Annotated in this window: 10 protein-coding genes and 2 pseudogenes; all 12 read left to right on the top strand. The window is 54.6% G+C overall.

Translation table 11 applies throughout. The annotated features are described in order from the left end of the window. Window positions 1–5: 5 nt before the first annotated feature. Window positions 6–1295, top strand: a complete 1290-nt coding sequence (gene tagH, locus FDX04_RS14360) for a type VI secretion system-associated FHA domain protein TagH (RefSeq protein WP_137371113.1) — start codon at window positions 6–8, stop codon at window positions 1293–1295. A 23-nt stretch (window positions 1296–1318) separates the two neighbouring features. Beyond that, the gene (gene tssJ / locus FDX04_RS14355; RefSeq protein ID WP_371415443.1) at window positions 1319–1825 is read left to right on the top strand and encodes a type VI secretion system lipoprotein TssJ; all 507 of its coding nucleotides are present in this window, start codon (window positions 1319–1321) and stop codon (window positions 1823–1825) included. A 2-nt stretch (window positions 1826–1827) separates the two neighbouring features. Next, window positions 1828–3159 (top strand): type VI secretion system baseplate subunit TssK, encoded by a 1332-nt coding sequence (gene tssK, locus FDX04_RS14350; RefSeq protein WP_137371111.1) that lies wholly within the window; start codon window positions 1828–1830, stop codon window positions 3157–3159. A 4-nt stretch (window positions 3160–3163) separates the two neighbouring features. Further along, a complete protein-coding gene (gene icmH / locus FDX04_RS14345) occupies window positions 3164–3922 on the top strand; it encodes a type IVB secretion system protein IcmH/DotU (protein ID WP_137371110.1) in 759 nt (252 codons plus the stop codon). A gap of 13 nt (window positions 3923–3935) precedes the next feature. Then, the gene (gene tssH / locus FDX04_RS14340) at window positions 3936–6692 is read left to right on the top strand and encodes a type VI secretion system ATPase TssH (protein ID WP_137371109.1); all 2757 of its coding nucleotides are present in this window, start codon (window positions 3936–3938) and stop codon (window positions 6690–6692) included. Next, on the top strand, window positions 6689–7417 hold the full coding sequence (vasI, locus tag FDX04_RS14335; RefSeq protein ID WP_137371108.1) for a type VI secretion system-associated protein VasI: 729 nt from the start codon (window positions 6689–6691) through the stop codon (window positions 7415–7417). Before tssH ends, vasI begins: the two co-directional genes overlap by 4 nt. Beyond that, window positions 7356–8835 (top strand): annotated as a pseudogene (gene tssA, locus FDX04_RS14330) (type VI secretion system protein TssA). The gene vasI and the pseudogene tssA overlap by 62 nt, the downstream one beginning before the upstream one ends. Before the next feature lie 110 nt (window positions 8836–8945). Next, window positions 8946–12376 (top strand): annotated as a pseudogene (gene tssM / locus FDX04_RS14325) (type VI secretion system membrane subunit TssM). A gap of 11 nt (window positions 12377–12387) precedes the next feature. Next, a complete protein-coding gene (locus FDX04_RS14320) occupies window positions 12388–13746 on the top strand; it encodes a VasL domain-containing protein (RefSeq protein ID WP_137371106.1) in 1359 nt (452 codons plus the stop codon). 22 nt (window positions 13747–13768) lie between these two features. Further along, window positions 13769–14248 carry an Hcp family type VI secretion system effector gene (locus FDX04_RS14315; protein WP_137371105.1) on the top strand — a complete coding sequence of 160 codons (480 nt, stop codon included), beginning with the start codon at window positions 13769–13771 and terminating at the stop codon, window positions 14246–14248. A gap of 25 nt (window positions 14249–14273) precedes the next feature. Then, window positions 14274–15155: a hypothetical protein gene (locus tag FDX04_RS14310; RefSeq protein ID WP_137361000.1), complete on the top strand. Its 882-nt coding sequence runs from the start codon at window positions 14274–14276 to the stop codon at window positions 15153–15155. After that, window positions 15152–15476 (top strand): DUF1311 domain-containing protein (locus FDX04_RS14305; protein ID WP_137360999.1); only part of this gene is annotated, 325 nt, incomplete at its 3' end. The genes FDX04_RS14310 and FDX04_RS14305, both read left to right, overlap by 4 nt.

The following is a 15476-nucleotide window of genomic DNA, read 5'->3' as shown; positions in this document are numbered from 1 at the left end:
ATGATATGGCGGAAGGAAAAGCGCGGCAACAGACGCTTTCACTGCATGTTGTTAACGGCAGTGAACTAGAAAGCGGGCGCGCGGCACGGTGTCTGTTCACGCAGGGCGGAGATGTGGGCCACAGCAGTGAGTGCCACTGGTCGGTTCAGGACAGACATCAGGATATTCCGGCGAAAGCGTTTACCATCAGTCTGCATGATGGCGCATTCTGCCTGCATCCGCTGGCCGCACCACTATGGCTGAATCAGGCCAAAGTTACGGTAGCCTCGGATCTGGTGCAGTTACGCCAGGGCGATGAAATCCAGACGGGGAATCTGATACTCCGGGTTTATCTGAACCAGGGCGGGATGCGGAATTACGACGAAGAGATGGCCACCCCTGAAACAATCGTTTCTAACCACGACATTCTGTCAGACACATTGCTGTCCACTGACGGCGCACCGGAATATCCTGGGATACCATCCCGCCACCAGATTGCAGATACCGTTGTTAATGGCTTTTCCACCGATCCATTGCAGGCACTGCGGGCCGAAAGTCTGACCACGAGGGACGATCCTCTTGCGGCGATCACGCCTGCCCGACCATCCGCGCCGTTGTCCGATCCGGTTACGCATGGAGGGATCAACACGCCGTTTATGGATCTGCCGTCCATGTGTGCCAATCCACAAGACAGCGATAATAACGCGATTTCACCGGCGGACGCGGCGCAGCGCCATCTCGCCGTCACCCCGTTGCTGCGCGGGCTGGGCGGAACGCTTGCCGTGCATAACACAGAAGACGCCGACGATTTTCTGGAAGAGGCCGGAAGAACATTGCAGGCAGCGATTCAGGGACTGCTTGAACTACAGCAGCGCCGCAACAGCCTGTCTGACAAGCATCTTCGTCCGCTGGAAGATAACCCGCTGCGCCTGAATATGGACTACGCCACAGCGCTGGACGTGTTGTTTGCCGAAGGGAAAAGCCCGGTGCATCTCGCCGCGCCTGCCGCCGTTAGCGAGAGCCTGCGTAATATCCGCCATCACGAAGAAGCCAACCGCGCCGCCATTGTGGAATCGCTGCGCGTGCTGCTGGACGCCTTCTCGCCGCAGAGCCTGATGCGCCGTTTTGTGCAGTACCGCCGAAGCCATGAGCTGCGCAAGCCACTGGATGATGCCGGCGCGTGGCAGATGTACAGCCATTATTACGATGAGCTGACCTCCAGCCGCCAGCAGGGTTTTGAGATGCTCTTTAACGAAGTGTATGCCCAGGTTTATGACCGGATACTTCGTGAAAAACAGCGGGAGCCGGAAGCATGACCAGGCGTTTTTGCCGTGTCTGGATGGCAGTGGCATTGCTCTCCGTCGCTTTGAGCGGCTGTGAAACAGCAAAAAAAATCGGCCAGGTCATCAAAAACCCGGATATTCAGGTCGGCAAACTGGCTGACCAGCCGTCACAAGTGACGATTACGTTGCTGACGGAGCCGGATATCAACATCAATTCGGACGGTGAAGCGGCGGCGGTAGACGTACAACTGGTTTACCTGAGTGATGATTCGAAATTACAGGCCGCGGATTATGACCAGCTCGCCAGTACGCCGTTACCGGATGCGCTGGGGAAAAACTATATCGATCACCAGGATTTCAGCCTGCTGCCCGACACCATAAAAACCCTGCCGCCGGTGAAGATGGATGAGAAGACGCAGTTTATCGGCGTGATTGCCTACTTCTCCGACGACCAGACCACACAATGGAAGCAGATAGAACCGGTGGCAGGGACAGGACACAACTACCGCCTGCTGGTACATATCCGGCAGAGCAGTATTGAAATGAAAAAAGAGGATGATTAACGATGGCAACCACGCGAAACAAGGTGATGTGGCGAGAAGGAACGCTGATGCGTCCGCACCATCTCCAGCAGCAGCAACGTTATAACGATTATGTGAATAATCTGCGTTTCCGGGCCACACATGATTTGTCCTGGGGATTTACCGAACTTTCTCTCAATGATGAACTGCTGAGACAGGGCAAAATTATGATCGACAGCGCGTCGGGCACCCTGCCGGATGGCACCGTGTTTTCCCTTCCGGACCAGGATGCACTCCCCGATCCGTTGCATCCGGACAGTTTTCCTGATGAAGAGAGCCGTAATGTCTATCTGGCCTTACCTGTTGCCAGCGATGTGAGAGGCGAAGTCAGTTACGGGCAACAGGTGGGGCGTTACCGGCTGAACGATGCCAGCGTCCGGGATCTGCATTCCGAAAATGGCGATGCGCGGACGCTGACGCTGGGCCAGTTAACCCCCCGTATTATGAGCGGGGCGGACGATATGAGCGCGTATATCACGCTGCCTCTGTGCCGTATCAAAGACAGGCGCGCAGACGGTTCCCTGATGCTGGACGACAGCTTTATCCCCACCTGCCAGAACATCTACGTCAGCACGCGGTTGCGTGAATTTCTCCGCGAGGTACAGGAAGCGGTTGGCGGTCGGGCTAATGACCTGGCTAATCGTATTGGCTCTCCGGCGCAAAGCGGTATTGCAGACGTGGCGGAATTTATGATGCTGCAACTGCTCAACCGCAATCAGACCCGGTTCACCCACCGTGCCCACAGGCCACAGCTTCATCCGGAAATGTTTTATCTCGATCTGGCCGGGCTGCTGGGCGAACTCATGACATTTACCGAGCCGTCCCGTCTGCCCTGCCCGCTGGATGTCTACGATCACCGCAACCTGACAGAAACCTTCAAAACACTGTTGCCGGAAGTGAAGCGAGCACTGCATACCGTCCTGTCACCCAGGGCGGTTAACCTGCCGCTGCATCTGCGCGACGGTATCTGGCAGGCTGACGTACATGACTCAACACTGTTGCAGTCGGCCACCTTCGTGCTGGCGGTGGCGGCGAAAATGGAGACACAGCAACTCCAGCGCCAGTTTATCCAGCAGTCAAAAATTTCCTCGCCGGAAAAAATTCGCAATATGGTCAGTGTGCAGATCCCCGGCATACCGCTGCACACCCTGATGGTGGCTCCCCGCCAGCTCCCGTACCATGCCGGTTTCAGCTATTTCGAACTGGACAAGAGCGGTGCTGTGTGGGCTGAAGTCGTTGCTACCGGAGCTGTCGCCCTGCATGTTTCCGGCAATTTTCCGGATCTGAATATGCAGTTGTGGGCCATAAGAGGATAACGCGATGGATGAGCTGTCACTGCCCCCGTTACCCGGATACGAAAGTGCAGGCCACCGCCAGTACCAGCTTTCGCTACGCGGCAACAGCCTGAACCCGATGATCGACGCCGCCACGCCGCTACTGGGGATGGTGATGCGTGTTGCGGGAATGAATAGCCATGCCATGCCGGAACACCTGTTCACCCAGGTGGTGACGGATGTGCAGGCGATGGAGCTGTTACTCCAGGAGCAGGGTTATGAGCCTGGTGTGATTATCTCGTTTCGCTACATCCTGTGTACCTTTATTGACGAAGCAGCGCTGGGTAACGGCTGGTCCAACAAGAACGAGTGGATCAAACAGTCGTTACTGGTGCATTTCCACAATGAAGCCTGGGGCGGTGAAAAGGTCTTTATTCTGCTGGAGCGCCTGATGCGCGAGCCAAAACGCTACCAGGATCTACTGGAGTTTTTGTACATCTGCTTTTCACTGGGCTTTCGCGGGCGTTATAAAGTGGCAGTCCAGGATCAGGGGGAGTTTGAGCAGATATACCGCCGCCTGTATCACGTTCTGCATAAACTGCGCGGCGACGCGCCTTTCCCGCTGCTGCACCAGGATAAAAAAACCCAGGGCGGACGCTACCAGCTCATTAAACGACTGACTATCCGCCATGTTTTGTGTGGCGGTATCGTCGTGCTGGCGCTGTTCTATTTCTTTTATCTGCTGCGTCTGGACAGCCAGACGCAGGACATTCTTCACCAGTTAAACCGGCTGCTTGCCAGATAAGGACGTCTATTCCATGATCCAGATTGATTTAGCCACCCTGGTAAAACGGCTCGCCCCCTTCGCGAAACAGGCGCTGGAAGCCGCAGCCTCGGAGTGTATGAGCCAGCAGGCGACGGAAATCACCGCCAGCCATGTACTGATTCAGATGCTGGCTATCCCGCGCAGCGATTTGCGGGTCATTACTGAACGCGCCGGGATCTGCACCGATGATTTACACCGGGCGCTGACAGTGGAAAATTACGCAGCCCACCGCTCAGCGGACAGCTATCCGTCGTTTTCCCCCATGCTGGTTGAATGGCTGAAAGAGGCCTGGCTGCTGGCGTCTGCTGAAATGCAACTGACAGAGCTGCGCGGCGGCGTCCTGCTGCTCGCCCTGCTCCACTCGCCGCTGCGCTACGTGCTGCCTGCCGCCGCCCGGCTGCTTACCGCCATCAACCGCGACCAGCTACAGCAGGATTTTGCCGGATGGACGAAGGCGTCCGCCGAGTCAGTTATGCTGAATGCGAACGGACAGATTATCAGCGCCACAGCCGATACCGGCGACAGCCTGCTTGCCCGCTACGCCAGGAACATGACCGATGATGCCCGCAACGGCAAACTCGATCCGGTATTGTGCCGCGACAATGAAATCGACCTGATGATTGACATTCTCTGCCGCCGCCGTAAGAACAACCCGGTGGTGGTGGGTGAAGCGGGCGTGGGTAAAAGTGCCTTAATCGAAGGACTGGCGCTGCGCATTGTCGCCAGCCAGGTGCCGGACAAGCTGAAAAACACCGACATTATGACGCTGGATATCGGTGCATTACAGGCTGGGGCATCGGTTAAAGGTGAGTTTGAGAAGCGCTTTAAGGGGCTGATGGCGGAGGTCATTCAGTCACCGAAACCCGTTATTCTGTTTATCGATGAAGCACACACTCTGATTGGCGCGGGCAACCAGCAGGGCGGGCTGGATATTTCCAACCTGCTGAAACCGGCGCTGGCGCGCGGCGAGCTGAAAACCATCGCCGCCACCACCTGGAGCGAATATAAAAAATACTTCGAGAAAGACGCCGCCCTGTCGCGTCGTTTCCAACTGGTAAAAGTATGCGAACCCAGTGCTGCCGAAGCCACCATTATTCTGCGCGGCCTGTCGGCGGTGTATGAGCAGTCCCACGGCGTGCTGATTGATGATGAAGCGTTACAGGCAGCGGCGACATTGAGCGAGCGCTATCTTTCCGGACGTCAGTTGCCGGATAAAGCCATTGATGTGCTGGATACCGCCTGTGCGCGGGTGGCAATTAACCTGTCATCTCCACCCCGGCAAATTTCGGCGCTGACCACACTGAGCCATCAGTGCAAAGCAGAAATTCACCAGCTTGAGCGTGAAATCCGCATAGGCCTGCGATCTGATACCTCGCGATTGAATGAAGTACTGGTGCAGTATGACGAAACGCTGACCGAATTGGATGAGCTGGAAGCGGCATGGCACCAGCAGCAGGCGCTGGTACAGGAAATTATCTCGCTGCGTAAAGGGCTGCTGGATGAATCCGTTAGCAGTGAAGAAGAAAATGTGAAGTCAGAAGAAGTGGATGTCGAAAACATCCCCGTTCCGGCAGATGAATTCGCGACGAAGCCACCAGAAACCGTCCCAGAACGCTGTCCTGCAGAACGACTGGCAGCGCTGACCGCCGAGCTGGATACTCTGCACCATACGCAGTTACTGGTTTCCCCGCACGTCGATAAAAAGCAAATCGCCGCCGTCATTGCCGAATGGACAGGCGTACCACTTAACCGCCTGTCGCAGAATGAAATGTCAGTCATCACTGATCTGCCGCAGTGGCTGGGCGACACCATCAAGGGCCAGGATCTGGCGATTAAGCATCTGCATAAACACCTACTGACAGCGCGTGCGGATCTGCGCCGCCCGGGGCGACCTCTGGGTGCATTCCTGCTGGCCGGTCCCAGCGGCGTGGGTAAAACGGAAACAGTATTGCAACTGGCAGAACTGCTCTATGGCGGTCGCCAGTACCTCACCACCATCAATATGTCAGAATTCCAGGAGAAACATACTGTTTCCCGCCTGATTGGTTCCCCTCCGGGCTATGTTGGCTACGGCGAGGGCGGCGTGCTGACCGAAGCGATTCGTCAAAAACCTTACTCCGTAGTGCTGCTGGATGAAGTGGAAAAAGCGCACCCAGACGTGCTTAACCTGTTCTACCAGGCGTTCGACAAGGGCGAGATGGCAGATGGCGAAGGCCGTCTGATTGACTGTAAAAACATCGTCTTTTTTCTCACCTCCAACCTCGGTTATCAGGTGATTGTCGAACATGCTGATAATCCTGAAACCATGCACGACGCACTGTATCCGGTACTGGCAGACTTCTTCAAGCCTGCGCTGCTGGCACGCATGGAAGTGGTGCCGTATCTGCCGCTGTCGCGTGAAACACTATCCGTCATTATCGCCGGGAAACTGGCGCGGTTGGATAACGTATTGCGTACCCGTTTTGGCGCGGAAGTGGTAATTGAGCCGGAAGTCACCGATGAAATCATGCAGCGCGTCACCCGCGCCGAAAATGGCGCGCGGATGCTGGAGTCGGTCATCGACGGCGAGATGCTGCCGCCGCTGTCCCTGCTGCTGTTGCAGAAACTGGCGGCGAATATCGCCATTGCCCGTATCACGCTGGGCGTGACGAACGGTACCTTTACCGCTGATGTGGAAGATGCGCCGGAGGATAGTGCTGATTCCGACACACAGCCGGAACCGGAAACAGAGGACGAAACCGTTCTATGAGCAGAATACAGACGCTCATGATCATTATGCTGCTGCCGGGATTATTCCCCGGCGCAGTACAGGCGGAAACACCGGTAAAACAGGTGGTTGCCGTACTGCCGGGAATTGTGGTGCCGGAAACCAACGCACAGACGACGCTCAGTGCCATGGTGGCCTGTCGCCGGGAGCCTGCTGCGCTGGAGCGTCTTGACTGCTATGACCATATTCTGGCACCGGAGCAACCCGGTTTTGATGGCGCGCTGGCAAAGGCCCGTTATGAAGGTGAAGCCTGGAAACGGGCCTTCGCCCAGGAGAAACAGCGCCCGGATAATTCCACCGCACTGCTGATGACGCAGAGCGATGGCGAACGCCCAACGGTGGTTATTACTACACCTGCCATCGGCAACGTCCCGCCACGCCCGGTACTGATGTTCAGTTGCGTGGACAATATCACCCGGATGCAGGTGGCGCTGACCCATTCCATGACGCAGAACGACATCGCCGTGACGCTGACCACTGACTACGGACGCTTTCAGTCTCACTGGTTTATCCGTGAGAACGGCACCCTGCTGGAGTCCAGCCGCGGACTATCCGGTATTGACGAAATTAAGCAGCTTTTTGGCGCAAAAACCCTGAGTATCGACACCGGTACGGACGGTGCTGCCGGGAAACTGACATTTAACATTGACGGGCTGGCGAAAACCATCGCACCGCTGCGTGACGCCTGTCACTGGGCGGGGGAATAAAAATGGCAATAGACTTACGTGCTCCGGATACCTGGATTTCACACCTGCTGGAAAATCTGCCGGAAGACAAACAGGCCGCCGCGCTGAAAGACGATAATCCTGACTGGGAATATATCGACGGCGAAATGCTTAAGCTCGGTTCGCTGGCTCACAGTCAGTTGGATATCCCGGAAATGCAGCGTCGGGGGCTGATGCTCCTGGCCTCGGAAAGCAAAGATTTTCGCCTGCTGGCCCACCTGTTACGCACGCTGCAACACGCCGGTGATCCGTTGCTGGCGTTACGTTTACTGACGTTATATGTGGAACATTACTGGACGCTAGCCGCACCGCAAAATGCAGCCCATAAACAGCGTTTCGCCGCCCAGGTACTGAAACGATTTGAATCCGGTACAGAGAGCTTCGCAGAATCGGCAGATATCACGCAACGTGACAGCCTGCTGGCTGAGCTGGCAAAACTGGCGCAGCGCTGGCAGGAGCAAAATATCCCTGCACTGGCGCAGGCCGTCGATGACCTCTCGTCGCAGTATCGCCGGGCATTTCGCGGGGCAGAGCCTTCGCTGTCTGCCCCGTCACCCTCGCCATCCATCGGTTCACCTCCGGCCGCGGCCCCCTCCCCGGTATCGCCATCGGTTTCCGCCGCCGCTGTCCCGACCGTCGATATTGACAGTCATGATGACAAGGCCTGGCGCGACACACTGCTGAAAGTCGCCGCCATTCTCTGTGAGCGCCAGCCGGATTCGCCGCAGGGTTACCGTCTGCGCCGCTACGCGTTATGGCAGGCCATTACATCCGTACCTCAGGCTGAAAGCGACGGGCGGACACCACTGGCGGCAGTGCCTGCTGATATGACCGCCGATTATCAGGCGCGGCTGAACAACGCCGATCTGGCGCTCTGGCAGCAGGTTGAAAAAAGCCTGCTTCTGACTCCGTACTGGCTCGATGGCCATTACCTTTCGGCGCAGACCGCGCAACGCCTGGGTTACACCAGCGCAGCAGAAGCTATCCGGGATGAAGTGGCCCGTTTTCTCGTCCGCCTGCCGCAACTTGCCACTCTGCTGTTTAATGACCGCACGCCGTTTATGAGTGAGCAGACAAAACAGTGGCTGGCGACGTCTCCGGGTAGTCAGACAGCCCCGATTATACGGACCGGTGAAGACACGGAGGCTGTCAACCAGTGTTTCAGCGAGCAGGGACTGGAAGCTGCGCTGCAATACCTGGAAAAGCTGCCGGAAGGTGATCCGCGCGATCAGTTTCTCCGGCAGTATCTTGGCGCGCAACTGATGGAAAACGCCGGAATGGTGCAGCTTGCACAGCAGCAGTACCGGATGTTGTTTAAAGCAGGGCTGCGTATGACACTGGCTGACTGGGAGCCGTCCCTGCTGGAGCAACTGGAAAACAAATTCACGGCAGAAAAATAATGAAGTAACAAGGAGTTACCGTGTTCAGATTACCACCCCCCCGACTGTTCAGCAGTCTGCGATCCACCCTCCGACCGGCGATGCCTCGCGTTAAGGTTTCCGCCGCCTGGCTGCTGGCACTGGCGTGGATTGTGCTGCTGGTATGGATCTGGTGGAAAGGCCCGTCATGGTCATTATACGAGGAGCAGTGGCTTAAACCGCTGACGAACCGCTGGCTGGCGACGGCGGCCTGGGCGCTTGCAGCGCTGGTATGGCTTACCGTCAGGGTAATGAAGCGCCTGCAATTGCTGGAAAAACAGCAAAAACAACAGCGTGAAGAGGAAAAAGATCCGCTGACCATAGAGCTGACTGCCCAGCAACGTTATCTCGACCACTGGCTGCTGCGTCTGCAACGCCATCTCGATAACCGTCGCTACCTGTGGCAACTGCCGTGGTATATGGTTATTGGTCCATCCGGAAGTGGCAAAACGTCGCTGCTGCGCGAAGGTTTTCCGTCCGACATTATTTACGCCCCGGAGGCCGTGCGGGGAGTGGAGCTGCGTCGGTATGTGATCCCCCACGTGGGAAAACAGGCGGTCATTTTTGATGCAGACGGCCTCCTCCTGGAGCAGCAAGAGGCAGGTGTGCTGCACCGCCGCCTGTGGATAACTCTGTTGGACTGGCTGGTACAAAAACGGGCCAGACAGCCGCTGAACGGCCTGATTCTGACGCTGGATCTGCCCGATCTGCTAATTGCCGACAAACGACGCCGGGAGCACTTGCTGCAAATCCTGCGCGGACGTTTGCAGGATATACGCCAGCACCTTCACTGCCAGTTACCTGTGTATGTGGTGCTGACCCGGCTGGATTTACTGCACGGTTTCGCCGCACTGTTTCAGTCTCTGGACAGGAACGATCGCGATGCCATTCTTGGCGTCACCTTTACCCGTCATGCCCATGAAAATGACGACTGGCGTGCGGAGCTGAATGCATTCTGGCAGACCTGGGGCGAACAGCTCAATAACGCCCTGCCGGAGCAGATGCTAATCCCCGGCTCCCGCAGTTCCCTGTTCAGCTTTGTTCGTCAGATACAGGGCAGCCGTGAACCGCTGGTATCCCTGTTGAGCGGATTACTGGACGGGGAAAATATGGACGTCATGCTGCGCGGCGTGTACTTCACCTCCTCCCTGCAACGTGGCCAGATAGACGATATTTTTATGCAGTCTGCTGCCCGTCAGTTCCGCCTGGGCCACAGCCCGATGACAGCCTGGCCTCTGGTGGACACGGCCCCCTATTTTACCCGCAACCTGTTTCCACAGACCTTACTGGCAGAGCCTAATCTTGCCGGTGAAAGCCGTGTCTGGCTGACGCAGTCCCGCCGCCGGTTATCGGTGTTTTCCGTCACCGGGGGCATCGCCGCGTTGCTGCTGATTACGGGCTGGCATCACTATTACAATAACAACTGGCGCTCCGGTGTCACCGTACTGGAGCAGGCCAAATCCTTTATGTCTGTTCCGCCGCCACAGGGCATGGACGATTACGGCAATCTGCAACTGCCGTTACTTAACCCGGTGCGTGATGCCACGCTGGCCTACGGCGACTGGGGTGATCGCAGCCGCCTGGCCGATATGGGATTGTATCAGGGCAGGCGTGTCGGTCCGTATGTGGAGCAGACCTACCTGCAACTGCTGGAGCAGCGTTACCTGCCCGCTCTGTTTAATGGCCTGGTCAAAGAGATGAACGCCGCGCCGCCGGAGAGCGAGGAAAAGCTCGCGGTACTGCGCGTCATCAGAATGCTGGAGGATAAAAGCGGACGCAGTAATGAGGTGGTGAAGCAGTATATGGCGAAACGCTGGAGCGATAAGTTCCACGGTCAGCGCGATCTCCAGGCGCAGCTTATGTCTCATCTGGACTACGCCCTGCAACACACTGACTGGCACGCGGAACGTCAGGCAGGCGACGGCGACGCCATCAGCCGCTGGACGCCGTATGACGGCCCGGTGGTGGCGGTCCAGAAAGAACTCAGCAAAGTGCCCGTCTACCAGCGTGTTTACCAGAGTCTGAAAACGCGTGCGCTCGGCGTGCTGCCCGCCGCTCTGAATCTACGCGACCAGGTGGGCGCCACGTTTGATCAGGTATTTACCTCCGGGGATGATAATAAACTTATTGTTCCGCAATTCCTCACCCGTTACGGCCTGCAAAGTTATTTTGTCAAACAGCGCGATGCGCTGGTCGAACTGACGGCGATGGATTCCTGGGTACTGAACCTGACCCACAGCGTGAAATACAGCGAGGCTGACCGGGCAGAAATTCAGCGTCAGCTCACCGAACAGTATCTCAGCGACTACACCGCCACCTGGCGTGCCGGAATGGATAACCTTAACGTGCGCAATTACGAATCCATTGCTGAACTGACCGGCGCGCTGGAGCAAATTATCAGCGGCGATCAGCCGCTCCAGCGGGCGCTGACGGCATTGCGCGACAATACGCAGCCCACCGTACTCTCTGAAAAACTGGATGACAGAGCGCTTCAGGAAGCCATGGCTGAGCCAGAGTATCAGTTACTGACCCGCCTGGGGCATGAGTTTGCCCCGGAGAACAGCACGCTGGCGGTACAGAAAGACAAAGAAAACACCCTGCAGGCTGTCTATCAACAACTGACGGAACTGCACCGTTACCTGCTGGCGATCCAGAACGCACCTGTACCGGGAAAATCAGCGCTGAAAGCGGTGCAGCTACGGCTGGATCAAAACAGCAGCGATCCGATCTTCGCCACCCGCCAGATGGCCAAAACGCTGCCCGCACCGCTTAACCGCTGGGTGGGCAAGCTGGCGGAGCAAGCCTGGCATGTGGTGATGGTGGAAGCAGTTCATTACATGGAGATTGACTGGCGTGACAACGTAGTGAAACCGTTTAACGAGCAACTCGCCAACAACTATCCGTTTAACCCACGCTCGTCACTGGATGCATCACTGGATGCCTTTGAACGCTTCTTTAACCAGATGGTGTACTGGACACCTTTTATCAGCAGAACCTGCGGCTGTTTATGGAGAACGACCTGAGCCTGGGGGACGGGGACAGCAGCGTCATCATTCGCGAGGATGTCCGCAGGCAACTGGAGACCGCGCAGGAGATCCGCGAAGCGTTCTTCAGCCGCCAGAATGGGCTGGGTGCCCAGTTTGCTGTGGAAACCGTCTCGCTTTCCGGCAATAAACGGCGCAGCGTACTCAACCTGGACGGTCAGTTAGTGGACTACAGCCAGGGCCGCAATTATACCGCACATCTGGTCTGGCCGAATAACATGCGTGAGGGTAATGAAAGCAAACTGACGCTGATTAGCACCGGCGGCAACGCGCCGCGTAGCATCGGTTTCAGCGGACCGTGGGCGCAATTCAGGCTGTTTGGCGCAGGACAGCTCACCGGCGTGCAGGATGGCACATTCAGCGTGCGCTTTAACGTGGACGGCGGCGCGATGGTATACCGGGTGCATACCGATACCGAAGACAATCCGTTTACTGGTGGGCTATTTAACCAGTTCCGGCTGCCGGATACCCTGTACTGAGGAGGCTGAAAATGAGCCAGGACATACTCACACAAATTATTGTTACCGGCAGCGATCCGCGTGGTCTGCCGGAATTCAGCGCCCTGCGGGAAGAGATCAATAAATCCTCTCACCCGTCGCAGCCGGAGCTGAACTGGAAACTGGTGGAATCACTGGCGCTGGCGATTTTTAAAGCCAGCGGTGTGGATCTGCACACGGCCACCTATTACACCCTGGCGCGCACCCGCACACACGGGCTGACCGGATTTTGCGAAGGGGTGGAGTTACTGGCGGCAATGATAAGCCACGACTGGGATAAATTCTGGCCGCAGGATGAATCAGCCCGTACCGGGATGCTTGACTGGCTCAACACCCGGACCGGTAATATCCTGCGCCAGCAACTGTCCTTTTCAGGCACTGACCTGCCATTACTGTACCGGACCGAGCGCGCGTTACAGCTTATCTGCGACAAACTCCAGCAGGTGGAACTGAAACGCCAGCCGCATGTGGAGAACCTGCTTTATTTTGTGCAGAACACGCGTAAACGACTTGAGCCACAATCGAAAAGTAGTGGGGGCACTTCACCACAGGCTACCGTCAGAACGTTAATCTATGCGCCGGAGAGCACACAGCCCGTCACGGAGGAAAACCTCCCGCCCCTACCCGATCTGCCGGAAATGAAGGTGGAAGTCAACCACGGCACCACGAAGGATACAGCATCAGCAGCCCGCGCCACGTCATGCCGGAATTGTAAAGGTTTTCTTACGGGTGTTGCCTGTACGGCGGCTGTCGCAGCCGCACTCTGGTGGTGGCAGGTGTACCCGATGCAACAACAACTGGCACAGGTCAGGGATACGGCGCAGGGCGCGGCAACAGTCTGGCTGGCTTCGCCTGAACTGGACAGTTACGGACAACGGCTGCAACAACTTCCTGACGCCTCGCCGCTGCAACTGCTGGAAACAGGTATGCAGATGATGCGAACCGCAGACAGCCGCTGGCCGGAGAGTCTGCAACAGCAGCAGGCAACAGCGCAGTGGAATGAAATCCTGAAAACCCGTGCGCAAAGCAGCCCACAAATGCGTGGCTGGCAGCAGGCTCGCCAGAATTTACGCGACTTTGCCGACCTGATGATGCAGCGGGAGACAGAGAAACAGGGCTTTACCCTCTCCTATACCAAAACCGTCACCTGGCAGGCGGAACGGTTACTGAATCAGGAAACGCCGCTGGAATCCCTGCTGACACAGTACCAGGACGCCAGGGCACAGGGACGGAATACGGAAGCGCTGGGAAAACAAATTAATGAACAGCTGGATGGCGTATTAAGCCGCTGGCTGCTGCTGAAAAACAATGTAGTGCCGGAAACGGCAACTAAAGCAAACCCCGAAAAATAATAGTTAAATCAAGGAGATTAACATGGCTAATTTAATTTATTTAACACTGAACGGTGAAAAGCAAGGATTGATTTCAGCAGGTTGCTGTTCCCTTGACTCTATCGGTAATAAAGCACAGTTACTGCACCTTGATCATATTATGGTATATGAACTGACACATGGGTTAAGTCGGGATCAAAACGTCAATCATCATTCAGTTACGATAAAAAAACCTGTCGATAAATCATCTCCTTTACTGGGAAAAGCAATTAACGATAATGAAATATTGACCTGCGCTTTTGATTTTTATCGGACAAATCGATTTGGCATTAATGAAAAATATTACAAACTGGAATTAAAAAAAGCCCGAATTAGTGATATTAATTTCTCGATTGCGCATGTAGTCATTGACAGTGAAGCACAACCTCAGGAAAGTATTTCTTTTATATATGAATCAATTAACTGGGAGCACTGCATTGCCGGAACCAGCGCATACAGTTTATGGGATGAGAGAGTGTTTTAGTAAAGATTTTACACAAGGAACACATATGACATTAAGAAGTAAAAGCCAGTTAAATGGCATTAAGCACAAAGGTATTCCTAAAACTGAGCGACCTCAGAGGGATAAGCCGAAAATCAATGCACCTAAAAGGCAACCATTAACTGATACTGATAAACTCAATATATGGAAAAAAATAAGAGAAGATGCCCATAAGGAAAAGAAAGAAAATTGGAACATATATGACAAGTTTATTTTTCAAGCAATGTCTGAAATGAACAGATATTTATCAAAATATCCTTCATATACTAGTCTGGACTGGCTCTGGATAAAGGCGATGTTATGGACAGAAGGTGATGCAGATGGGCATAAATATGAATGGGAACACAAGCCATTACGCATTGGCGTTCCGGGAGATAAAGCTGCTCCAGTTGTAATAAATAGATCGGAGGCGGTGAAATTGGTTATTCCTTCTGGCTCAACATGGCAAAGTATCACGTCAAGTAATCTGATAGCAGATCCACATATGAATATCAGAGCTGCAATTGTATACTTAATGAATAGGTTGTCAAAATCGGATATAATTTCTGTAGATGATTCAAACGACAAAGATCCTCATACTGTAATGGTATCTGCTATTAAAGGTCATAGTACATTTTCCGATATAGTCAAAGACACAAATCAAATAGGCACCACAATGGATATTTTAATAAGGGAAAATCCTGGAGTGAACCCCAGTAAAGTTCATGATGGCCAAGAATTACGATACCGTAAGGGTAGTATGCAAAGGGCTATTATAGGATGGATATCGCCAATAACGGCTAACGTTATTGCCAAAAGTTATAATGGCGGAGGAGATTCTAAGTATGCAGAAAAATTATCTTATGTATATGCATTATTTACCTCTGCAGCAGGAAATAAAAATCAATGATTAGTATTGCACGGATTTTTCTAATATTAGCTACGCTTATAATTAGCATTTCCTCAATCCATAGCGCAAATGCAAAAAATCTTTATTATCTCAGTAAGAACAATTGTGAATCAGGAGAAGAGGCGGAACTTGTCGACTGCCTGAGAAATGAAGTCATTGAAAGCACGATAACACTGAGAAAGGCCGAAGAAAATATCAGATTACGTATAAACAAATGGTCTGAAGTCAAAAGTGCAGCACTGGATGATGCTATCCCGATTGCACTTTACAGGCTGGATAAATCTAATCAAGAGTTTATTCGTTATCGTCTTGCTCAGTGCT

The sequence above is a fragment of the Citrobacter sp. wls615 genome, from assembly GCF_005281355.1.
Classification (GTDB): Bacteria; Pseudomonadota; Gammaproteobacteria; order Enterobacterales; family Enterobacteriaceae; genus Citrobacter; species Citrobacter werkmanii.
This window is presented reverse-complemented; position numbering and strand designations above follow the sequence as displayed.